Origin of the sequence: Amycolatopsis orientalis DSM 40040 = KCTC 9412 (genome assembly GCF_000478275.1) — a bacterium.
Lineage (GTDB): Bacteria > Actinomycetota > Actinomycetes > Mycobacteriales > Pseudonocardiaceae > Amycolatopsis > Amycolatopsis orientalis.
Window position 1 is genome coordinate 28,431 of record NZ_ASJB01000086.1, and the last position, 22,080, is coordinate 50,510.

18 protein-coding genes are annotated in these 22,080 nt (G+C 69.2%); 10 read left to right on the top strand and 8 right to left on the bottom strand.

Annotated features, from left to right (window positions below; all coding sequences use genetic code 11):
- From L324_RS35735 to L324_RS35755, 5 genes are all read left to right on the top strand, one after another.
- Positions 1–2,550, top strand: a complete 2,550-nt coding sequence (locus tag L324_RS35735) for a hypothetical protein (RefSeq protein ID WP_037319457.1) — start codon at positions 1–3, stop codon at positions 2,548–2,550.
- A gap of 344 nt (positions 2,551–2,894) precedes the next feature.
- Entirely contained in the window at positions 2,895–7,868 is a 4,974-nt protein-coding gene (locus L324_RS35740; protein ID WP_037319460.1) for an NAD-glutamate dehydrogenase, read from the top strand.
- Positions 7,868–8,287 carry an acyl-CoA thioesterase gene (locus L324_RS35745; protein WP_037319462.1) on the top strand — a complete coding sequence of 140 codons (420 nt, stop codon included), beginning with the start codon at positions 7,868–7,870 and terminating at the stop codon, positions 8,285–8,287. Before L324_RS35740 ends, L324_RS35745 begins: the two co-directional genes overlap by 1 nt.
- Positions 8,280–8,915, top strand: a complete 636-nt coding sequence (locus L324_RS35750) for a DUF8010 domain-containing protein (protein ID WP_037319465.1) — start codon at positions 8,280–8,282, stop codon at positions 8,913–8,915. Before L324_RS35745 ends, L324_RS35750 begins: the two co-directional genes overlap by 8 nt.
- Positions 8,916–8,978: 63 nt before the next feature.
- Positions 8,979–9,281: a hypothetical protein gene (locus tag L324_RS35755; RefSeq protein WP_037319468.1), complete on the top strand. Its 303-nt coding sequence runs from the start codon at positions 8,979–8,981 to the stop codon at positions 9,279–9,281.
- 87 nt (positions 9,282–9,368) lie between these two features.
- On the opposite strand, the gene L324_RS35760 is transcribed toward L324_RS35755, so the two are convergent.
- Positions 9,369–10,010: a DUF305 domain-containing protein gene (locus tag L324_RS35760; protein ID WP_037319471.1), complete on the bottom strand. Its 642-nt coding sequence runs from the start codon at positions 10,008–10,010 to the stop codon at positions 9,369–9,371.
- A gap of 87 nt (positions 10,011–10,097) precedes the next feature.
- Between L324_RS35760 and L324_RS35765 the strand changes: the two genes are divergently transcribed.
- Positions 10,098–11,549, top strand: coding sequence for an LVIVD repeat-containing protein (locus L324_RS35765; RefSeq protein WP_037319473.1), 1,452 nt, complete (start codon positions 10,098–10,100; stop codon positions 11,547–11,549).
- Between the two features lie 125 nt (positions 11,550–11,674).
- Here L324_RS35765 and L324_RS35770 read toward each other — a convergent pair whose 3' ends face one another.
- Genes L324_RS35770 through L324_RS35780 form a run of 3 tightly spaced genes read right to left on the bottom strand, consistent with a single transcriptional unit; the run spans position 11,675 to position 14,618 of the window.
- Positions 11,675–13,225, bottom strand: a complete 1,551-nt coding sequence (locus L324_RS35770) for a glycoside hydrolase family 13 protein (protein ID WP_037319475.1) — start codon at positions 13,223–13,225, stop codon at positions 11,675–11,677.
- Positions 13,225–13,620: a globin gene (locus L324_RS35775; RefSeq protein WP_037319477.1), complete on the bottom strand. Its 396-nt coding sequence runs from the start codon at positions 13,618–13,620 to the stop codon at positions 13,225–13,227. Before L324_RS35775 ends, L324_RS35770 begins: the two co-directional genes overlap by 1 nt.
- 20 nt (positions 13,621–13,640) lie before the next feature.
- Positions 13,641–14,618: a mechanosensitive ion channel family protein gene (locus L324_RS35780; RefSeq protein WP_037319479.1), complete on the bottom strand. Its 978-nt coding sequence runs from the start codon at positions 14,616–14,618 to the stop codon at positions 13,641–13,643.
- 421 nt (positions 14,619–15,039) lie between these two features.
- Here L324_RS35780 and L324_RS35785 point away from each other — a divergent pair, with 421 nt between their 5' ends.
- Positions 15,040–15,534 carry an HNH endonuclease gene (locus L324_RS35785; protein ID WP_037319481.1) on the top strand — a complete coding sequence of 165 codons (495 nt, stop codon included), beginning with the start codon at positions 15,040–15,042 and terminating at the stop codon, positions 15,532–15,534.
- A gap of 160 nt (positions 15,535–15,694) precedes the next feature.
- Here L324_RS35785 and L324_RS35790 read toward each other — a convergent pair whose 3' ends face one another.
- Positions 15,695–16,048: a hypothetical protein gene (locus L324_RS35790; protein ID WP_037319484.1), complete on the bottom strand. Its 354-nt coding sequence runs from the start codon at positions 16,046–16,048 to the stop codon at positions 15,695–15,697.
- A 300-nt stretch (positions 16,049–16,348) separates the two neighbouring features.
- Between L324_RS35790 and ctaJ the strand changes: the two genes are divergently transcribed.
- Positions 16,349–16,612, top strand: coding sequence for an aa3-type cytochrome oxidase subunit CtaJ (gene ctaJ / locus L324_RS35795; RefSeq protein ID WP_037319486.1), 264 nt, complete (start codon positions 16,349–16,351; stop codon positions 16,610–16,612).
- Positions 16,599–17,081, top strand: coding sequence for a DUF5130 family protein (locus L324_RS35800; protein WP_037319489.1), 483 nt, complete (start codon positions 16,599–16,601; stop codon positions 17,079–17,081). Before ctaJ ends, L324_RS35800 begins: the two co-directional genes overlap by 14 nt.
- Before the next feature lie 86 nt (positions 17,082–17,167).
- Here the strand turns inward: L324_RS35800 and pepN are convergent, their stop codons facing one another.
- On the bottom strand, positions 17,168–19,741 hold the full coding sequence (gene pepN / locus L324_RS35805) for an aminopeptidase N (protein WP_037319491.1): 2,574 nt from the start codon (positions 19,739–19,741) through the stop codon (positions 17,168–17,170).
- A 167-nt stretch (positions 19,742–19,908) separates the two neighbouring features.
- Between pepN and L324_RS35810 the strand changes: the two genes are divergently transcribed.
- Positions 19,909–20,529 carry a mycothiol-dependent nitroreductase Rv2466c family protein gene (locus L324_RS35810; protein ID WP_037319494.1) on the top strand — a complete coding sequence of 207 codons (621 nt, stop codon included), beginning with the start codon at positions 19,909–19,911 and terminating at the stop codon, positions 20,527–20,529.
- Here the strand turns inward: L324_RS35810 and L324_RS35815 are convergent.
- Complete coding sequence (locus L324_RS35815; protein ID WP_037319497.1) at positions 20,526–21,329, bottom strand: MBL fold metallo-hydrolase; 804 nt, start codon at positions 21,327–21,329, stop codon at positions 20,526–20,528. The genes L324_RS35810 and L324_RS35815 overlap by 4 nt on opposite strands.
- Positions 21,326–22,069 (bottom strand): 2-phosphosulfolactate phosphatase, encoded by a 744-nt coding sequence (locus L324_RS35820; RefSeq protein ID WP_037319500.1) that lies wholly within the window; start codon positions 22,067–22,069, stop codon positions 21,326–21,328. The genes L324_RS35815 and L324_RS35820 overlap by 4 nt, the downstream gene beginning before the upstream one ends.
- Between the last annotated feature and the right edge of the window lie 11 nt (positions 22,070–22,080).

A 22,080-nucleotide genomic window follows, 5' to 3' on the forward strand; every position in this document is an offset into this window, starting at 1 on the left:
GTGGAAGCCAGCAAGCGCCAACGGCCGGGCCCGCCCACCACCATGGTGGGTGGGCGGACGGCTGCCACCGGGGGAACCTTGTCCGCTGTCGGCAGGCTGATCGAACGAGCGGACGCCCTGCACCTGAGGGCGCCCGAACTCGCGCTGGTCCTCGGGGAGCGCGCGGCCGCGCTCGCCGAGGCGGCCGGTGCCGACGAGCAGTGGATCCGCGCGGAGAGCCTGGTGGTGACCGCACGGGTCCGGCTCGGTGGCCGTCCCCGGACGGTCGGCCGGGCGGTGGCCGCCCTGCGTGCCGCCGAACACGCGGGCTACGGCGACATCGCCGCCCGGTTGAGGATCGACCTCGCGGTCTGCGCGCGCAGCGTCGGCATCCCGTTGACGGGGCTGGCCGCGCTGCGTCCGCTGCTGGCGGATCCGGCGGTCTCGCCGGTGCACCGGGCCGAGGCGCTGTGCCATCTCGTGGGCTGCCTGGCGCAGTTCGGCCGGAAGGCGGAACTGGACAGGGTGCTCGCCGAGGCCGACAAACTCGTCGTCGGCGACGGCTCGATGACGGCGGATTCCCAGCTGCTGGTCCGGGCGTTGCTGCGGGTCGGGGTGTCGGCGCACCGTCGACGGCACGGCGATCTGACGGCGGCGGCCGACGCCGCGCGGACCGGGCTGGGCATGCTCGAAAAGCTCGGGAACCCCGAAGACGACGGCGGTCTCGTCCGGATCCGGCTGATCCTGCAACTCGTCTGCACGTTGCTCGACCGCGGTGCCACGGAGATGGCGCTGGAGGTCGCGCAGCCGGTCCTCGACGCGCCCGTCCGGGCCGCCGGGATCTCGCCCGCCGCGTGGCTGCGGCTGGCGGTGGCCACCCGTGTCCTGCTGCCCGCGGGATCCGGCGAAGCCGCGGGCATGCTCGTGCGCGAAGCGGTCGCCGGGACCGAAGACCACGGCCTGCACGCCGTCACGGCCCGGTTGTGGCTGGAACTCGCGCAGATCGAGGAACGGCTCGGCCGTCCCGAGGAGGCCATCGGCTGCCTGCACCGTTCGCGGGCCGCAGAGCACCTGCACGCCCGTGCGCGACGGCAGGCGTGCAATGTCCTGCTCGGCGAGTTCGGCGCGGCCGAGAACACCGCGGTCGACCTCGACGACGTCCTGCGGGCCGTCGCCACGCGATCGTCCGCCACCACCGCACCCGCGCCGGCGCCGGCCGAGGTGACCGCGTTGATGGCGCCGATCGACGTGACGCCGCCGAAGCGGGCGGCCGCCGAGCCGCCGGTCCGGCGGGAACCGCCGCGGCCCGCACGGCAGAGCAGGCAGGCGGAGCCCGCGCCGGTGCGGAACACACCCGCCGAGCCGCCGCGTCCTGCCGAGCCGCCGCGTCCCGTCGTGCCCGAGCCGCCGGCGGAGCCTCCCGTCGTGGAGAAGAAGACCGAAGCGCCGGTGCTGAAGCCGCCGTCCCGTCCGGACCCCGCTCGGGAAGCCGCGGCGTCCGACAGCGACTGGCGCCGCCGGGTACCGAAGAAATCCCCGGAACCCAAGCCGTCGATCAGGTTCGAACCCAAGGCCGAACCCGCCGCGCCGAAGCTGATGCCGCCGCCGAAACCCGCACCGCGACCGGAGCCGGAGCCCTCTCGGCGCGCTCGTCCGGAGGCGCCCGCGGCACGCGAGCGTGCCGTCCCGTCCACTTCCGACTCGACTTCCGACGCTATGGCCGGGCGGCACGAAACCCCGGCCCCGGCCGCACGGCGCCGTGTCGAGGAACCCGTGCGGTACGAGGAACCGATGCCGCCGCCCGTCCCGGAACCTTTGGTCCCGGAACTGCTTCTGGCCCCCGAGCCCGCCGCCGAACCCCGGCCGCGGATCGCGGAGACGGAAACGCCGCGTCCGCCGGGGACCGCCGCCCCGTTGTGGGAGAGCGACGAATGGGCGGCCGAGGAACGCGCCCGCCGGTCCACCGCCCCCGTTTCCCGCACCACCAGGCACGACGCCGAACACGGTTCCGTGGCGGCGAAATCGGTGCTGGACCGGCTCGGGATCTCGAGCACCGGCGGACACGGCGGTGGCCGCCGTCGCGCGGACTCCGCCACGGATACCGGACATCCCGACCCTTCCGCCGAGCACCACGCCGAAGCCGGGTACTCCCGCCGGGAGCAGGCGCCGGTGGAGTACTCCGAGCCCGCCGTCCCGCTGGCGCCACCGCCCCGGGAAGACCCGGCGCCGTCGTACGGCGCCGATTTCCAGGACAAACCCCAGCAGAGTGCCACGGACGAGGTCGTGGATCCGTGGCTGCCGCGGTTGCGGATGCCGCCCGCGCTCGACCCGCTGACCGACACCGGTTCCTGGCGGCCGATCACGCCGTTCCCGGAGAGCTACGCCCGCGCGATCGCGGAGGACGAGCCGCCGCCGGACGCCGGTCTCGCCGACCTGCTCGCCCGCGCCCTCGCCGAGCACCAGGCGGGCACCGCGAGCGCCGCCGCGCTCGTGAAACAACTCGGTTCCCAGGACTCGGGAAAGCGTCCGGTCAACGGCCGCGACCGCCACCGCGCCAACGGGAGCGACTGACCCGGCGATAGCAAAGGTCCCTTGCTCCACCTCGGTCGGAGCAGCGCAGGACTGGAACGATTCAGTCGACCGGGTGAGGCTCGCCGTCCTCCCCCTGAACGGGAATGGGCGCTGGTCACCCCCGGTGCGGCGGGGTGCGCGAAGGTCCGGACAGACCGCCTATGTGACCGGCCGGTAGCTGAACCGATCACGGCGATTCCGCTATCTGAGCAGGGAAATCTTCGACGGACGGGAATGACCCGGCCTTGTGGAGGCGTCAGTCCGGAGCTGTAGGTTGGGGTCTGGGCCGGGACAATGTCGTGCCGGTCGCGGTGTCAATCTCGCACAGTGGAGAGTTGCCTCAAATGAGCTCGACGGGAGTCTCGTCCCCGCCCGGAAAAGATGTCGGCACCGAAGACGGCGCCCGGCGCCGGTCGGTGAACCCGGAGCAGATCCGGGACGACCTGATCGACGCCGCCGCGGCGTACGCCCCGGAGATCGGCGACCTGATCCGCCTGTACTACCGGCACATCCCGGCCGAAGAGATTCTCGGTGACGATCCGGTCGACCTCGTCGGCGCCGTCCGCTCGCATCTCCAGCTGGCGAAGGACCGGATGCCCGGCCGTCCCGCGGTGCGCCTGCTGAACCCCACCGGTCCCGAAGACGGCTGGACGCGGGAAGCCACCGTCGTGCAGGTCGTCACGGACGACATGCCCTATCTCGTGGATTCCGTCGCGGCCGAGTTCGCCCGTGACGGCGTGCAGGTACAGCGCATCGTGCACCCGATCGTGGTGGTCAGCCGGGATCTGACCGGCGAGCTGCTGGCGGTCCACCCGGACGCCGACCCGGCCGAGCCGCCGTCGAATTCGGCCGCCGAGTCGTGGATGTACATCGAAATCGACCTGGTGACGGATCCGAACCGCGCCCGTGAGCTGGACAACCGGCTCTCGTCGGTGCTGGGCGATGTGCGCGAGGTCGTCGAGGACACCGACAAGATGGCGGAGACCGCGCGCCGTCTCGCTGACGAGCTGGACGAGAACCCGCCGCGGCTTTCCACGCACGAGGTCGCCGAGGGCGCCCGCCTGTTGCGCTGGCTCGCCGACGGCCACTTCACCTTCCTCGGTTACCGCCGCTACGAGCTGATCGACAATCCGCACCCCGAGAGCGACGAGCCCGCCTTGCGCGCGGTGCTCGCGACCGGGCTGGGTGTGCTGCGCCAGGACAGCCTCGCCGCGCGCAGCCTCACCGCCGGGCCCGACACGGCGGTGTCCGCGCTCGCGCCGACGCTGCTGGTGCTGACCCAGGCGAGCGCGCCGTCCACGGTGCACCGCCCGGTCTATCCGTACTACGTCGGCGTGAAAACCTTCGACGACAACGGAAAAGTCACCGGCGAACACCGCTTCCTCGGCATGTTCACCACCACGGCGCTGCATGAGAACGTGCTGGACATTCCCGTGGTGTGCAACAGGGTTCGCGAGGTCATCCACCGCGCGGGCTTCCCGATGGAGTCCTTCTCCGGCCAGCGGATGCTCGAAGTTCTGCAGAACTGGCCGCGCGCGGACCTGTTCTCGGCCGACACCGATTCGCTGTACTCCACGACGACCGGCGCGATCACGTTGTCGGATCGCCGCCGGCTGCGCCTGTTCCTGCGCCGCGACCCGTACGGCCGCTTCTACTCCTGCCTCGTGTACCTCCCGCGCGACCGCTACACGACCCGTTCGCGGCTCGCGATGCAGGAGGTCCTGCTCGAAGAACTCGAAGGCACGCAACTGGAATACAGTGCGCGCATCGGGGAGACCGTGCTCGCGCAGGTGCACTTCATCGTGCACACCGATCCGTCGCAGCGGTCCGAGCCGGACACCCTGCGCATCCAGGAACGGCTCAACGAAGCCGTCCGCAGCTGGGACGACCGGATGGTCGAGGCGATCCTCGCCGAGCGCCGCGAGCGTGCCGGGGACAGCGGCGTCGCGATCGGCCTGCTGGGCGAGGAGTCCGCGGGCGAGCAGGGGCAGCGGTTCGCCGCGGTGTTCCCCGAGGGCTACAAGGAGGACTTCAGCGCGCTCGAAGCGCTCGCGGACCTCCGCGCCCTGGAGTCGCTGACCGACGAGGGCGACCTGTCGATGTCGTTCTACCTGCCCGCCGACGCCGAGGCGGGGGAGCGGCGCTTCAAGCTGTACCTGCGCGGCGAGGGCGTCACCCTTTCGCAGGTGCTGCCGGTCCTGCAGCGGATGGGCGTGGAGGTCGTCGACGAACGGCCCTACGAACTGCGCCGTGAGGACGGCGGCCGGTCGTGGATCTACGACTTCGGACTGCGGATCGACCCGCAGGTCCTCGACCACGCCGACACCGACCTGCGCGTCCGCTTCCAGGACGCCTTCCACGCCGCCTGGCGCGGCGACTGCGAGGTCGACGGCTTCAACGGACTCGTCCTGCGTGCCGGACTCACCTGGCGCCAGGCGGCCATCCTGCGGGCCTATTCGCGGTATCTGCGCCAGACGAAGATCCCGTTCTCGCAGGAGTACATCGAGAACACCGTCCTCGCGCACACCGACATCGCCACCGCGCTGGTGCGGTTGTTCGAGACCCGGTTCGACCTCTCGATCGGCGACGAGGCCCGCGTTTCGCAGGCCGAACAGCTCACCGCCGAGATCGGCAAGCTGGTCGACGAGGTGACCAGCCTCGACGAGGACCGGATCCTGCGGCGGCTGATGGCGGTCATCCTCGCCACGCTGCGCACGAACTACCACGTCACCGACGAGGACGGGAAGCCCCGGCAGTACCTGGCGCTCAAGCTCGACCCGAGCGCGGTGCCGGAACTGCCCGAGCCGCGGCCGAAGTACGAGATCTTCGTGTACTCGCCGCGGGTCGAGGGTGTGCACCTGCGCTTCGGCGACGTCGCCCGCGGTGGCCTGCGGTGGTCCGACCGCCGGGAGGACTTCCGCACCGAGATCCTCGGCCTGGTCAAGGCACAGGCCGTCAAGAACGCGGTCATCGTGCCTGTCGGCGCGAAGGGCGGCTTCGTCGTGAAGCGCCCGCCGTCGCCGACCGGCGACCCCGGCCTGGACCGCGACGCCCAGACCAATGAGGGCATCGCCTGCTACCGGATGTTCATCTCCGGCCTGCTGGACATCACCGACAACCGTGTCGAGGGCAAGACCGTCCCGGCGCCGAACGTCGTCCGCCACGACGGCGACGACAGCTACCTCGTGGTCGCGGCGGACAAGGGCACCGCGAAGTTCTCCGACATCGCGAACGAGGTCTCGGCGAACTACGGGTTCTGGCTGGGCGACGCGTTCGCCTCCGGCGGCTCGGTCGGCTACGACCACAAGGCCATGGGCATCACCGCGAAGGGTGCCTGGGAGAGCGTCAAGCGCCACTTCCGCGAGCTGGGCAAGGACACCCAGACCGAGGACTTCACCGTCGTCGGCATCGGCGACATGATGGGCGACGTCTTCGGCAACGGGATGCTGCTCTCGGAGCACATCCGGCTGGTGGCCGCCTTCAACCACCTGCACATCTTCCTCGACCCGAACCCCGACTCGGCGACCTCGTTCGCCGAGCGCCGCAGGCTGTTCGACCTGCCGCGTTCGTCGTGGGAGGACTACGACCGCTCGCTGATCAGCGAGGGCGGCGGCATCTATTCGCGGTCGGCGAAGACGATCCCGATCAGCCCGCAGGTCCGCGAGGCGCTCGGGCTCGGCGAGGACGTCACGAAGCTGGCGCCGAACGACCTCATGCAGGCGATCCTGCTCGCGCCGGTCGAGTTGCTGTGGAACGGCGGCATCGGCACCTACGTCAAGGCCGAGAACGAGACCCACGCCGACGCGGGCGACAAGGCCAACGACGCCTTGCGCGTCAACGGGAACCAGCTGCGCGTAAAGGTCGTCGGCGAGGGCGGGAACCTGGGCCTGACCCAGCTGGGCCGGATCGAGTTCTCCCGTGCGGGCGGCAAGATCAACACCGACGCGCTCGACAACTCCGCGGGCGTCGACTGCTCCGACCACGAGGTCAACATCAAGATCCTGCTGGACCACCTGGTCTCGACCGGATCGCTGGGCGCGGAGCAGCGCAACGAACTGCTGGAGCAGATGACCGACGAGGTCGGCGAGCTGGTGCTGGCCGACAACTACCGGCAGAACGCCGTGCTCGGCGTCAGCCGGGCCCACGCCGGGCCGATGGTCTCGGTGCACCAGCGGCTCGTCGCGGCGCTGGTCGCGAAGGGCGCCTTCGACCGCAAGCTCGAAGCCCTGCCGAGTTCGGCGGAGTTCCGCGCGCTGGAGAAGGCGGGCGAAGGCCTGACGTCGCCGGAGCTGGCGACGCTGCTCGCGCACGTCAAGCTCGACCTCAAGGACGAGTTGCTGGCGAGCGAGCTGCCGGACTCCGAGGTGTTCTCGCGCCGTCTGCCCGAGTACTTCCCGAAGCCGCTTCGCGAGCAGTTCGGCGAAGCGATCTTCCAGCACCCGCTGAAGCGCGAGATCATCACCACGATGGTGGCCAACGAGGTCGTCGACGGTGCCGGGATCTCCTACGTCTTCCGGCTGATGGAGGAGATGAACGCGACCGCGACCGACGCCGTCCGCGCGTACGCCGTGGTCACCCACGTGTACGACCTGCCCTCGCTGTGGGCGCAGATCGACGCGCTGGACAACGTCGTGCCCACCGAGGTCGCGGACGAGATGATGCTGGAGACCCGCAGGCTGCTCGACCGGGCCGCCCGCTGGTTCCTCACCAACCGGCCGCAGCCGCTGGCCCCGCTCGCCGAGATCAACCGGTTCGGCCGGGTCGTCGGCGAACTGGCCCCGCGGGCGCATGAACTGCTCCGTGGTGTCGAGTGCGCGTCGGTCGACGCGAACACCGAGCGGCTGATCGACAAGGGCGTCCCGGCGGAGCTGGCCCAGCGGGTGGCGCTCCTGCTGCACACCTTCGGCCTCCTGGACATCACCGACGTGGCGGAGATGGCCGAACAGCAGGCGGGCATCGACGCGGTGCACACCCCGGCGGAGACCGCGGGCCTCTACTACGCGCTCTCCGATCACCTCGGCATCGACAAGATGCTGACGTCGATCAGCGGTCTCGAACGCGGCAACCGCTGGCACGCGCTCGCGCGGCTTGCCCTGCGGGACGACGTGTACGGTTCGCTGCGGACGATCACGCTGGACGCCTTGCGGCACAGCGATTCCGGTACCGATCCGGATGAGAAGATCGCCCACTGGGAGAAGACGAACGCCTCGCGGCTGCAGCGGGCCCGCGTCGCGCTGGACGAGATCAGCCAGTTCGGCAAGCTCGATCTGGCGACGCTGTCGGTCGCGGCGAGGCAGATCCGGAGCACGGTGAGGTAGTGAGCTACATTTCCCTGATCCGGCCGCGCTGGTCGGATATGGATGTCTACGGGCATGTCAACCACGCGAACATGGTGACCCTGCTCGAAGAAGCCCGGATCCCGCTGCTGTTCGGGGACGCGGTCCGGGCGGGGCTCACCGAACTGCCCAAGGGCATCGTGGTGGTGAAGCTGGCCGTCCATTACCGTTCGCCGATCGTGGTGTCCGACCAGGACATCCGGGTGGAGATCTCGTTGAAGGACCTGAAGAACGCCAGCTTCACCCTCGGCTACAAGGTGCACAACGGGCCCGCCGAGGCCGACAAGGTCGCGGTCACCGCGGAGACGGTGCTCGCGCCGTTCGACACGGCGTCGGAGCGGCCGCGGCGGCTGACCGAGGACGAACGCGCCTTCCTGGAGAAGGGGTTCGCGGATGCCTGAGCTCTTCATCCCGGACGCGGGCGACCGCGAAACGCTCGGCGCGTTCGTGGCCAGGGCGGTCCGGCTCGACCAGAACACGCTGGTGCGGCTGCGTCAGCGTGGTGACGGCGTCGTGGAGGCGTGGAGCGCGACCCCGTTCGAAGTCCTCGCCACCAGGGCCGTCGCGGGCGACATCACGCCTTCCGACATCACGGTGTCCGGGAACGAGCTGCTCGCCGCGCTGACCGTGGCCGGTGGCGAGCGCATGGACCCGGGCCCGGCCCGGGATCTGATGTGGCATTCGGAGCTGCCCGCCCCGGGGCGCTGGCAGCTGGTGGACGAACTCCCGGCGACGGTGATCTCGGAGCTGGCCGATCGCGGGGTGGCGCTCGCCCGCGACAACGTCGGTCCGCACGGCAACCCGCCCGCGTCGTTGATGGACCAGGCGGTGCTCACCGTCACCGGCGGTGAGCTGGAGATCAAGGTCCAGATGCGGTGCCTGTTCGCGTTGTCCGGGATGGGGTTCCTCGACTCGTCGATCAGCGACGACGTCGTCCGCGTGACCGCGACGGACTCGTGGATGCGCATCGACGCCCGCTACGGCGCCGTCCTCAAGCGCCGTCACGCGCTCCTGCCCCTGCTGTTCTGACGGGTTTCTTACCGCCGCGCGCCGCGGGTGGCTTCCGGCCGCCCGCGGTGTCAGGCTGTCCCCATGAGCGACAGGGACCCTGGTGACACCGGCAAGGACGGGGAGGACCCGACCGCGGATTTCCTCGCCGAGGTCCGGCCGGAGGAGACCCCCTGGCGGACCGAGCGGCCGCCGGGTGAGGAGGCGCCGGAACGCGCCGAACGCCCGGAGAAGTGGGGCCGGGCCAAGGCCGCCGGCCGGGCCGCCGCGCAGGCCGCGCCCTATGTCCAGGCCGCCGCACTGGCCACCTGGATCGTCTCGGGCACCCTCGACGACTCCGGCTCTGACTCCGGCTTCGGCGACATGGGCTCTTCCGGCGACGCCTGACCCCCCTCGCATTTCGTCCTCTGGATGCGGTAGTTGGCGATACGAACTACCGCATCCAGAGGACGAAATGCGAGGGAAAAAGGGGGATCAGAGTTTTGAGCGCATGGTCTTCATGCGTTCGATCTCGGCGGACTGGCCGGTGATGACCTCCTGCGCCATCTCCTGCGCCTTGATCTCCACGCCCTTGCCGAGCTGGGCTTCGGCCATGGTCAGCGCGCCCTGGTGATGCGCGATCATCAGGTCGAGGAACAGCTTCTCGAACGCCGTGCCGGAAGCCGCGCGCAGATCGGCCAGCTGGGCCTCCGTCGCCATCCCCGGCATGAGGGCGTGGTCGTGGTGACCCCCGTGCCCGTCGTGCCCCTGGCCCGGCACCGGCTTGCCCCGGTCGGAGAGCCACGTCTTCATCATCTTGATCTCGCCGTCCTGGGCGACCGAGATCCGGCCGGCGATCGCCCGGATCTGCTCGTTCGCGGTCTTGCCCGGCACCAGGTCGGTCATCACCTTCGCCTGCTCGTGATGGGGGATCATCATGGTGATGTACTCGACGTCCGCCTCGTTGGGCTGATCGCGGTTCACCGGACCGGGGGCGCTCGTGCCCGCCTGCTCACCCGGCTTCCCGGGGACGATCAGCGGAGCGCTGGACGCGGGCGCGGCGGGGGTTTCCTCGCCGGTGCAGCCCGAGACGAGGAACGCGGCGACGAAGAGTGCCGCTGTCAAACTCTTTTTCATCCCGGGAGATCCTCCATTGGTCGGTATCTGCTGAGCCTAAATAAGGAATAAGGTGCGCGTAAAGCTGGGTGGAAGGAGAGTCATATCGTGCTGCAGCCTGGGCTGAAACGCCGCTTGACCAGGGTCTTCGTGTCGGCGGCCGCAGTCGCCGCCCTCGGGGCCTCCAGCGCGTTCGCCGCGCCGGCCGTCATCGCCGAGCCGTCGGCGACCACGATCCCGGGTGTGGACGAGATCGTCCACAGCCCGAACCTCCGGTCGATCGCGAACGTCCCGCAGCAGGGACCGTTCACGAAGGACTCGACCGGAACGGACATCGCGTTCACCAAGGGACACGCGATCATCGGCACGTACGACGGCTTCAACGTCTTCGACGTCCGCAACCCGTACCGCCCGAAGATCGTCAGCCAGGTCCTGTGCCCCGGTGGGCAGAACGACGTGTCGATCTCCGGCGACCTGCTCTTCCTGTCGACGGACTCCTCGCGCAGCGACAACTCGTGCTCGAGTGTCTCGAAGCCCGCGTCGGACAAGACGGCGTGGGAAGGCATCAAGATCTTCGACATCTCGAACCTGGCGGCGCCGAAGTACGTCGCGGCGATCGAGACCGACTGCGGTTCGCACACCAACACGATGGTGCCGGACAAGGACGGCAAGAACGTCTACGTGTACGTCTCGTCGTACGCGCCGGCGGCCAACCTGCCCGACTGCCAGCCGCCGCACGACAAGATCTCCATCGTCAAGGTCCCGCTCAAGGACCCGGCGAAGGCCGCGCTCGTCGCGACCCCGGTGCTGTTCCCGGACGGCGGCAACGCCGGCGGCGACAACCCCGACGGCACCCGCCGCTCGGCGACCACCGGCTGCCACGACCTGACGGCGCTCCCGGAGAAGGACCTGATGGCCGGTGCCTGCATGGGTGACGGCGTCCTGTTCGACATCTCCGACCGCCTCAAGCCGCGGGTCCTCAGCCGTGTCCAGGACAACGTGAACTTCGCGTTCTGGCACAGCGCCACCTTCAACAACGAAGCCAACAAGGTCGTCTTCACCGACGAACTCGGCGGCGGTGGCATGGCGACCTGCCTGGAGAAGTTCGGCTCCACCCGCGGTGCCAACGGCATCTACGAGATCACCGGCCGCGGCGACAACCGCAAGCTGGAGTTCCGCAGCTACTACAAGATCCCGCGTCTCCAGTCCGAGACCGAGAACTGCGTGGCGCACAACGGTTCGCTCATCCCGGTGCCGGGCAAGGACATCATGGTCCAGTCCTGGTACCAGGGCGGCGTCTCGGTGTGGGACTTCACCGACTCGGCGAAGCCGAAGGAGATCGCGTACTGGGAGCGGGGCCCGCTCTCGAACGAGAAGCTCGTCGGCGGTGGCACGTGGTCGGCGTACTGGTACAACGGCCACATCTTCTCGTCCGACATCGTGAAGGGCCTGGACGTCCTGGAACTGAACGACTGGCGGACCTTCCCGGCGAAGCTCGTCCGGCAGAACCAGTTCAACGCCCAGACGCAGTACAAGCTGCACCCGGGCTTCAACAACTGATCTCCCAGCGCGCCCTTGGGGTTCAGAGGTGGGGGCTGAAGGGGCCCTTCGCCTCATCTCACGCGGCGAAGGGCGCTTTCCCCGCATGTGATGCGGGGAAAGCGCCCTTCAGCCCCGAGTCACGCTCAGACGAGCCAAGCGGCCGCGTCCGGCGGCAGTTTCCCGTTCACCAGCGGAACGCTGGAGAGCAGCACCTCACCCGGCGGCAGCGCGATCGGGCTCGCCGACGTGTTCAGCGCGCAGATCAGCCCGCCTCGCCGCCGGAACGCGAAACAGCCGGCCGGTGCGCCGTACCATTCGAGGTCGTCACCGCGGAAGGCCTGGTGCGACTTCCGGAGCTCGATCGCCTGCCGGTACAGCGAAAGCGTCGACGCGGGATCCTCCAGCTGGGCTTCCACGGTCACCGACGCCCACGAGGCGGGCATGGGCAGCCAGGTGCGCGGATTGCGCGAGAAACCGAACGGCGGCAGGTCGCCTTCCCACGGCAGCGGCACCCGCGCCGCGTCCCGGCCGAATTCGGCGCCGGAGGTCTTGGCGCGCGGGTCGGCGAGCGCCTCGGGCGGGAGGTCGACGTTGCCGAGCCCCAGTTCTTCGCCGTTGTACAGATAGATCGTCCCGGGCAGCGCGAGTTCGACGAGCGCCATCGCCCGCGCCCGCCGCACGCCCCGCTCACCCCCGCCGTACCGGCTGACCTGCCGCCAGACGTCGTGGTTGCTCAACGTCCAGGTGGCGGACGCCCCGGCGGACTTCGGCACCGCCAGGGACCGCTCGATGGCCGTCCGCAGCGCGTCCGCGTCGAAATGCGTGAGGACGAGCCGGAAGTTGAACGCCAGATGCAGTTCGTCCGGCCGCAGATACCGCGCGAGGCGTTCCTCGTCGGTCACCCAGATCTCGCCGACGGCCATGGTGCCCGGGTACTCGTCGAGGACCTTGCGGATCATCTGGTGGATCTCGTGGACCCGGTCGTGGTCGAACCGAGGGTCGTAGAAGTCGCTTGGGCCGATCGGGTTCACCCGGGGGTCCATGTCCGGCAGGCCCGGCGGTTTCGCCATGCCGTGCGCGACGTCGATGCGGAAACCGTCCACGCCGTGGTCCAGCCAGAAACGCAGGGTCCGCTCCAGATCGGCGGCGACCTCGTGGTTGGTCCAGTTCAGGTCGGGCTGCTGCGGCGAGAACAGGTGCAGGTACCACTGGCCGTCCGGCACCCGGGTCCACGCCGGGCCGCCGAACGCGCTGAGCCAGTTGTTCGGCGGCTGGTCGCCGCGCGGGCCGAGCCCGTCACGGAAGATGTAGCGATCCCGCTCCGGGCTGCCCGGCGGCGCCGCCATCGCCGATTTGAACCAGGCGTGGGTGTTGCTGGTGTGGTTGGGGACGACGTCGACGGTGACCTTGATGCCGCGTTTGTGCGCCTCGGTCAGCAGGACGTCGAAATCCCCGAGGGTCCCGAACATCGGGTCGACGTCGCGCGGGTCGGCGATGTCGTACCCGTGGTCGGCCATGGGGGAGCGGTAGAACGGCGTCAGCCACAGCGCGTCGACCCCGAGCAGCTCCAGGTACCCGAGCTTGCCGCGGATGCCTTCGAGGTCACCGACGCCGTCCCCGTCGGAATCGGCGAACGAGCGCACGTAGACCTGGTAGAAGACCGCCTGCTCCCACCAGGCCGCGCCCCCTGCCATCACACGAAGCTGTTCATCATGCTGTGGGCGGCCATTTCGAGATACGCCCACAGCTGCGAGCGGTAGGGCTCCTCGATGTTCTCCTCGTCGACGGCGATCTTGATGCAGCGCAGCCAGGCGTCGCGTTCGATCGGGCCGATCTTGAACGGCGCGTGCCGCATCCGCAGCCGCGGGTGGCCGCGCTGGTCCGAGTAGGTGTGCGGGCCGCCCCAGTACTGCATGAGGAACAGCCGGAAACGCTCCTCGGCCGGGCCGAGGTCCTCCTCGGGATACAGCGGCCGAAGCACCTCGTCGACCGCCACTTCGGCGTAGAACCGCGCGACGATCCGGGTGAACACCGGTTCACCGCCGATCGCCTCGTACAAGGTCGTGGGGTCTGGTTCGCTCACGGACACAGCTCCATTCTGCCCTTGCCCTACTGGCTCGCGGGGCCGGAGGACATAAAGCGACCCAGAGGTGGCTCGAAGCCTGCCTCGTCGAGCGCGGCGAGCAGGTGCGCCCGCAGCGCGCGCTGCACCGACCACTGCTTGCCGGGGCGGACCTTCACCGTCAGGCGGAGCTTGATGCCCTCGGGCGTGACGGTCTCCACACCGAGCATCTCGGGCGGCTCCAGGACGTTGGGCGCCAGTGCTTCGCTCTCCAGGAGCGTCTTCGACCTCTCGGCCATCAGTTCGGTGGCCTTCTCGACGTCGGCGGAGTAGCTGAGCGGGACGTCGACGACGGCCACCGCGAAGCCCTGGCTCGAGTTGCCGACCCGCAGCACCTCGCCGTTCCGGACGTACCAGACGGTGCCGTTGATGTCACGCAGGGTGGTGATCCGGAGGCCGACGGCCTCGACGGTGCCGGAGGCCTCACCGACGTCGACGACGTCACCCACGCCGTACTGGTCCTCGATCATCATGAAGATGCCGGAGAGGAAGTCCTTGACCAGGTTCTGCGCACCGAAACCGAGCGCGACACCGACGATGCCCGCGGAGGCGATGATCGGCGCCAGGTCGATGCCCAGTTCGCCCAGCACGAGGATGAACGCGAGGCCGTAGATCAGGAACGTCGCCATCGACTTGAGCACCGAGCCGATCGTGGCGGCGCGCTGGCGGCGCCGTTCCATCACGGCCGAGCCGAGCACTTCGGGGGCCCGCTCCCGCAGCGGTCTCAACAGCGACGGCAGTTTCGAGGAGCCGCCGGGCATCCGCGTCACACGGTTGATCACGCGCCGGACCAGGTACCGCAGCAGGAACGCCACGGCCACGATCATCAGGATCTTGATCGGCTTCGTGACCAGCCAGCCGGCCGACGCGGAGAGCCACTCGTTGTTTGTGACCTGGAACACCTGGCCGCACAGCGTGCTGGCGTCCTTCGTGCATGCCGGGGGTTCGGTGGGCAGCAGGTTCACGGAGAAGAAATGTCCTTTCCAGCTCGGCGGGGACCGTTCGCGCTGCTGAGCGCGTCAGGACTCCCCGCGGATTCGAAACACCCAACTTCATGTGGACGCGGGGTCGCGCGCATGTGACACGTCTTGTAACACACGTGCACTTTGGGGCTGATCTGTGGTCGACTATGCCTGCACCGGTGGAGGTGGTCGAGTGCCAGACCGACAACCCATCCCCCTCGGCGTCCCGAGCCAAGCCTTGGCCGGACAGGCGCCGGAGGTCGTGTTGCGCGCTCATCCGGGAGGTGCCCCCTCGCACGGGGCTCCACTCGGCGGGCCGGGAACGCGGCCAGGGGGTGTTGCCCGCCCGCCCGGACAGCGTAGAGGGCGGGACCCGTCGACTTCGGCGGTACCCACGGCGACTTCGTGGGGCCGCAGACGGGTATTGCTGTTGAACGCCACGTTCGAGCCGCTCACGGCGCTGCCGTTGCGGCGCGCGGTGGTCCTGGTGATGTGCGGCAAGGCCGAGGTGGTGCACGGCGACCCCGGAGGGCTCGAACTGCACGCCGCCACGGTCTCGCTGCCCGTGCCCTCGGTGATCCGGCTGAGCACCTACGTGCGCGTGCCCTACCGCGCGCAGGTGCCGCTGACCCGGGCCGGGCTGATGCACCGCGACCGGTACCGCTGCGCCTACTGCGGGGGGCGGGCCGAGACGATCGACCACGTCGTCCCGCGCAGCCGTGGTGGTCCCCACAGCTGGACGAACTGCGTGGCCTGCTGCGCCAAGTGCAACCACCGTAAGGCGGACAAGCTGCTGTCCGAGATCGGCTGGCGCCTGCGCGTCGTGCCGAGGGCCCCGCACGGCCCGCACTGGCGGCTGCTCGCCCATTCCAAGGAGGCCGACCCGTTGTGGCGGCCGTACCTGGGAACCGCGGCCTGACCGGGGTTCTGAACGCAGGTTTTCCGCGAACACGTCGGCGCCCCGGCTGCCTTTCGGCGGCCGGGGCGAGCCGATGATGCCGTGATACTGCTCGGTACCGCTACAAGTACGCAATCCCCTACTGCCGCGTCACTCGCCGTCCAGCCGGTAATACCCGGGCTCAGGCGGCCAGCGAGAAGTCGTTCTGGCAGGTGACGCGGGTGCCCCGGGTGACACGCGTGCCGCGGGTGACACGAGTGCCGCAGGTGACGCGGGTTCCGGCCGTCACGCGGGTGCCGCGAGTGACGCGCGTGCCACGGGTGACACGAGTGCCGGCGGTGACGCGGGTGCCCCGGGTCACCCGGGTGCCGCGCGTGACGCGGGTACCGGCGGTGACGCGGGTACCGCGAGTGACACGAGTACCGCGAGTAACCCGTGTGCCCGCCGTCACACGCGTACCGGGGATGAATTCAGTTTCGAAGAGTGACGAAATGTCGTCGATGATCGCCTGGCCGGGTGTCTGGGTGCTCTGCATGACATATCCTCCTGCGACCGGTGCGTTACCTGCTGGGGTGGGGGAGCTGGGCGCAAGGCCCGTACAGGTGAAAAAGCTACGAGGATTTCAAGGCGGCGACAAGACGACAGCGCCGGGTGCGGCCGCCCGTACGTTGAGTTGCAACCTTTCGGCCTTGCGGGCTTCGGCTCAACGTGGGAGCGCTTTCGCGGCAAGCGGCGGACGGCCCCCCTCGGACGGCGAGCGGTCGGTGGCGCGGACCACGTCACGCGACCGGGTGCGGCACGGCGTTCCGGACCCGGGTCGGATACGCTCACGCGCGTGAACCTTGTCGAGACGATCCTGGTCTTCGCGGTGATCCCCTTGGTCATCTACGCGCTTTGCGGGGTGGCCACGCTGCGGTCGAAGGGCGCGGGCGTCGCCCGGTACCGGCCGGGGCAGCCGTGGGAGTACCCGGCCATGTGGTGGAGCGCCAACCCCGACGGTGTCGGCGCCAGGCATTCGCACGCGAACGTGGGCGGCGCGACCGCCGTCGGTGCGACGGATGGAGCTTCGGTGACGGGAGGCGCTCGTGGCAACTGGTGAACTGACCCACGCGTCCGCAACTGTTGACGAAGAGCCCGGTTACGGCGCCGTCGTTACCTCCAGCGGCCGGATTTCCGCCGCCAAGATGTACGAACCGGCTGGGCCGATCAGCCCATTCTCGACCCAGCAGCTTGCTCGGCTGGACGAGGCACTGACGCTGGCCAGCCGCGAGACGGGCCTCGACTTCAGTGTGTATCTCGGTGAGCTCGGCGACGACAGCCGCGCGGCCGCCGAGGGCCTGCTGAACTCGACCGACAACCCGGCCGACTCCGTGGTCGTCGCCGTGTCGCCCGGCCAGCGCGTCATCGAGATCGTGACGGGCTCGCAGGCCCGGTACCGCCTGCCCGACCGCGGCGCGAAGCTCGCCGTGGCCAGCATGGTGGCCTCCTTCAAGGAAGGCGACCTCATCGGCGGTCTCGTGAACGCCCTGCGGATGCTCAGCGACCAGGCGGGCTCGCCCCAACACTGACGCTCGCTTCAAGCACTTCCGAGTGTTATGAACGGGACTTTCACTGCAAAATTTGCAATGAAAGTCCCGTTCATAACGTTTATGGCCTAGACCCCGGCCTGCGAGTCGAACTCACGGGCGGCCAGCGCCCGCACGATCCCGGCCCGGCCTTCGGAAACGAGACGGCGCAGCGCCGCCGGGTGCTCCCCGGCCAGCCACGCGTCCGACGCCTCCACGGTCGACGGCTCGACCGCCCACGACGGGTACAGCCCGACCACCGTCGGCTGCGCCCGCTCGCTGGAGCGCCGCTGCCACACCTCGTCGATGACGTCGAAGTAGCGCGTCACGTAGTCGCCGAGCAGGTGCTTCTGGCCGGGGTGGGAGAACCCGGTGATCAGCGAGTCGCTGACCGCGTTGGGCAGCTCGTCGTCGTACACCGCGCGCTGCCACGCGTCGGCCTTCGCCTCGCCGGTCGGCCGCAGCGCCCGCGAGCGCTCCGCCTGGCGTCGTCCGGCGGCGGTGTCGTCCTTGGCGAGTTCCGCGTCGATCTCGGGGTTCTCCGCCTTGCCGTGCGCGACCAGCGCCTGCAGCAGCCGCCAGCGCAGGTCGGTGTCGACGGTCAGGCCCTCCAGCGGCGCCGTCCCGTCGAGCCAGCCCGCGATGATCCGCAGCGTCTTGTCGTCGAGCACCGAGTGCGACAGCGAGTTCACGAAGGCGAGCTGGTGGTCCGAACCGGCCTCCGCGCTCTGCGCCAGCTCCAGCAGCCGTCCGGAGAACTCCGGCCAGCCCTTGTCCGCCGCCCACGCCTTGTTCGCGTACGAGTTCAGCGCCGTCTGCGCCTGCAGCAGCAGCCGCTGCACAACGCCGACCTCGGTCTCGGTGTGCACGCCGCGCTGGACCAGCGTGACGAAGTCGCGCGCCTTGAGTTCGGCTTCACGCGTCATCTCCCACGCCGCCGACCAGCACAGCGTGCGGGGCAGCGGGTCGGTGATGTCGGCGATGCGGTCGATCAGCGTCGTCAGCGACGTCGGGTCGAGCCGCATCGTGCAGTAGGTCAGGTCGTCGTCGTTGACCAGCACGAGCTTGCCGGCCGGGAGCCCGATCAGATCCGGCACCTCGGTGCGCTCGCCGTCGACGTCGAGTTCGACGCGGTGCTTGCGGACGATCTTGCCGTCGCCGTCCTCGTCGTAGACACCGACCGCGACACGGTGTGTCCGCAGCTCACCGGCACCCGGCTTGGCGCCGGTCTGCGTGACGGCGAACGCCGTGTACGTGCCGTCGGCGCCGACCTCGTAGCGCGGGCTCAGCGAGTTGAGACCGGTGGTCTCCAGCCACTGCGCGCTCCACCACGACAGATCCCGGCCGGAGGCCTTTTCCAGCGCGCCCAGCAGGTCCGCCAGGGTCGCGTTGCCCCAGGCGTGCTTGCCGAAGTAGACCTTCAGGCCTTCGAGGAAGTGGTCGAGCCCGACGTAGGCGACGAGCTGCTTGAGCACGCTCGCGCCCTTGGCGTAGGTGATGCCGTCGAAGTTCACCTCGACCGCGTGCAGATCGACGATGTCCGCGGCGATCGGATGCGTCGAGGGCAGCTGGTCCTGCCGGTACGCCCACGACTTCTCGATGTTCGCGAAGCTGGTCCACGCGTTCTTGTACTCGGTCGCCTCGGCCTGCGCGAGCACACTGGCGAAGGTCGCGAACGACTCGTTCAGCCACAGGTCGTCCCACCAGCGCATGGTGACCAGGTCGCCGAACCACATGTGCGCCATCTCGTGCAGCAGCGTCTCGGCGCGGCGCTCGTAGGCGTAGCGCGTGACACGGCTGCGGAAGACGTAGTCCTCCAGGAAGGTGACCGCGCCGGCGTTCTCCATCGCGCCCGCGTTGAACTCCGGCACGAACAGCTGGTCGTACTTGGAGAACGGGTACGGGGTGGCGAACTTCTCGTGGTAGAAGGCGAAACCCTGCTTGGTCTCGGTGAAGAGCCGGTCCGCGTCCATATGCTCGGCGAGCGACGCGCGGCAGTAGATGCCGAGCGGGATCGTGCGGTGGGAGTCGGAGTACTCGTCGCGCCACTCGCTGTACGGGCCCGCGATCAGCGCGACCAGATAGGTCGAAATCCGCTCGGACACGGCGAAGACGGTGCGGACGGCGCCTTCCGGGGTCTCTTCGGCCGACTCGACCAGCGCGTTCGAAATGACCTTCCAGTCCTTCGGCGCGAGCACGGTGAGCCGGTAGACCGACTTGAGGTCGGGCTGGTCGAAGCAGGCGAACATGCGCTTCGCGTCGGCGGTCTCGAACTGCGTGTAGAGGTAGACGCCGTCGTCGACCGGGTCGACGAACCGGTGCAGGCCTTCGCCGGTGTTCATGTACCGGCAGACCGCGTCCACGACGAGTTCGTTCGACCCCGCGAGGCCGGGCAGCTCGATGCCCTTGTCCTCGACGTACCCGCTGACGTCGAGTTCCGTCCCGTTGAGGACGGCCGACTCGATCCCCTCGGCGACGATGTCGACCCACGACGCCTCGCCGCTTCTGGCGCTCGCGAACTTGATCGTCGTCTTCGACGTGAAGGTCTTCTCACCGGGACCGCCGCGGCCGTCGGTCAGGTCCAGCTCGATGTCGTAGGACTCGACGTCGAGCAGATCCGCGCGCAGCTTGGCTTGGTCTCGGGTCAGGTTGGGGGCGGGCACTGGCACCTCTGGTCATCGGTATCGGTTTTGGTTTCCAACTACAGGCATCCAATCATGTCGAGCCCGGTGCTGACGACGGGAACAACACCGACGGCCGCGATGTTGGCTCGCTGTGTAGCACTCCGTAGGCACCCGCTCCACCAGACGATGGCATTGGGAGAAACTTGATGACCGCCCCGTCCGAGACGACCAAGGTCGACTTCTACTTCGATCCGATCTGTCCCTTCGCCTGGATCAGCTCGCGCTGGATCCTCGAAGTGGAGAAGCAGCGTTCGCTCGACCTGAACTTCAGGATCATGAGCCTGTCCGAACTCAACAGCGGCCGCGAGGACCTGCCTGAGCAGTACAAGGAGCTGTTGGACCGCGGCTGGGGCCCGGTCCGCGTCGCGACCGCGCTGGCGCAGAAGAACGGCGAGGAGGCCCTGCGCGACTTCTACACGGAGTTCGGCACGCGCCACCACAACCAGGGCAACAAGGACATCCCGCAGGTCATCAAGGAGGCCCTCGAGGCCATCGGTGCCCCGGCCGAACTGGCGGAGGCCGCGGAGTCGACCGAGTACGACGAGGCACTCAAGAAGAGTCACTACGAAGGTATGAATCCGGTCGGAATGGACGTCGGCACCCCGACCATCCACATCGACGGGGTCGCCTTCTTCGGCCCGGTGCTCAGCTCGATCCCGCGCGGCGAGGACGCCGTCAAGATCTTCGACGGCGCCCGCGCGCTGGCGAGCTACCCGGACTTCTTCGAGCTGAAGCGCACCCGGACCGGGGACCTGAACTTCGATTAAGGGGTCTCCAGCGCGGCCCTGGTGACATCGTCGGGGTAGGGGGACTTCGCGACGGCTTCGTCCGTCGTGAGCTCCCCTGCCTTGATCCGTGTTTTGAGCGCGACGAGTTCGCGCAACCCATCGCGGTGCTTCGCGATGAACGCGGTGTCGACCGGGTCTCCGTGCCCGGCGACGATGATCTTCGGTTCCAGCGTGAGGATCGCGTCCATCACGCCTGTCCACCCGGGCAGCGAGCTGCCGTCGTTGAAGGAGAACGCGCTGAAGCCTGCTTCGGCGTTCTCGACGGCGTCGCCCGCGTAGAGGACCCCGGCGTCGGGCACGTGCACGAAGAGGTCGTGATCGGTGTGAGCGTGGCCGAGGAACCGCAGCACGACCACGCGACCGCCGAGGTCGATCTCGGCCGTGTCGGTGACCAGGCGGTCCGGCATGGTGAGCACCGTGCGTTCCAGCGCCTTCGCCATTTCGGGCCGGTTCTCTTTGAGGTAGTGCTCGATCCACTTTTTACGGGCACCCTCGCCGTACGTGGTCAGCTCGGGCAGGCACGCTTCGTGCGCCCAGACGTCGCAGGGCAGGAACGCCGTGGTGCCGTAGGCGTGGTCGAAATGCGCGTGGGTGTAGACGACCGACCACGGCAGCGGGGTGATCTCCCGTACCGCCGCGGCGAGTTCGGCGCCCTGCTCGACGTCGCCGCGGACGTCGACGACCAGGCAGCGTTCACCGCCGACGACCAGGCCGACGGTCAGGTCCAGCTCCTCGTAGCGGCGGGCGTACACGCCGTCCGCGAGTTCGAGCCAAGTCACGAGTCCTCCAGAATTCCTTTGCGCAGCACCGGAACCGTGCTGCTCGTGTCGAGCCGTGCGGCGAGCGTCACGTCGTTCGCGTGCCCGGCCGCGGCCAGCTCCCGCCCTGAGGAACACTCTGCCAGCGCTTCGGGGATGTCGGTCGCCTCGGCCGCGATGGCCGCGAGGCGGGCTTCGGCGGACATACGGCCGTAATGGCTTAGCGCGGCGACGATCGCGCCGGCGCCGAGATGGTCTTCCACGCAGGGCCGCAGCGGCCCGAACGTGCCTTCGTCGCCGAGTACGTCGATACCCCAGCGTTCCCCGGCCGGGACGACGCCGATCGGACGGCCGTCCGCGAGTCCGGCCGCGCGTGCGGCGACGGCGGAGGCGTTGCGCAGGCAGCCCGCCAAAACGTGGGCCCCCGTCGTGGCCGCGGCGTCGCAGAGCGTGGCCCCATTGGGGGAGGGGAGGGCGAGGAGCGTGCCGGAAGGGATTTCCGTCACAGAACAAGGCCGCAGGGTCCATTCGCCTTCACCCGCCAGGATGGCTCCGGCGGCCTTCGCTTCTTCCCCGGCGCGACGATCGCGCCAGCGGACGGGCAGCACACGGCCGCCGTTGCCGAGGACGAGATCCGTTGTGGTGCAGAAGGAAAGCACGTCGACGATGATCAGAACGGCGCAGCCGTCCTTCAGTGCATCGATGCCCTCGGGTCCCCATTCGAGTCTGATGTCGGATTCCCGCTGTCCCCAGATGTCCACCCCCAGAGCAT

Bases quoted from the DNA above. Each gene is read 5' to 3' on its own strand.
- L324_RS35750 (WP_037319465.1), top strand. From the start codon at position 8,280: ATGCCTGAGCTCTTCATCCCGGACGCGGGCGACCGCGAAACGCTCGGC.
- L324_RS35740 (WP_037319460.1), top strand. From the start codon at position 2,895: ATGAGCTCGACGGGAGTCTCGTCCCCGCCCGGAAAAGATGTCGGCACC.
- L324_RS35760 (WP_037319471.1), bottom strand. From the start codon at position 10,010: ATGAAAAAGAGTTTGACAGCGGCACTCTTCGTCGCCGCGTTCCTCGTC.
- L324_RS35810 (WP_037319494.1), top strand. From the start codon at position 19,909: ATGACCGCCCCGTCCGAGACGACCAAGGTCGACTTCTACTTCGATCCG.
- L324_RS35790 (WP_037319484.1), bottom strand. From the start codon at position 16,048: ATGCAGAGCACCCAGACACCCGGCCAGGCGATCATCGACGACATTTCG.
- L324_RS35770 (WP_037319475.1), bottom strand. From the start codon at position 13,225: ATGGCAGGGGGCGCGGCCTGGTGGGAGCAGGCGGTCTTCTACCAGGTC.
- L324_RS35755 (WP_037319468.1), top strand. From the start codon at position 8,979: ATGAGCGACAGGGACCCTGGTGACACCGGCAAGGACGGGGAGGACCCG.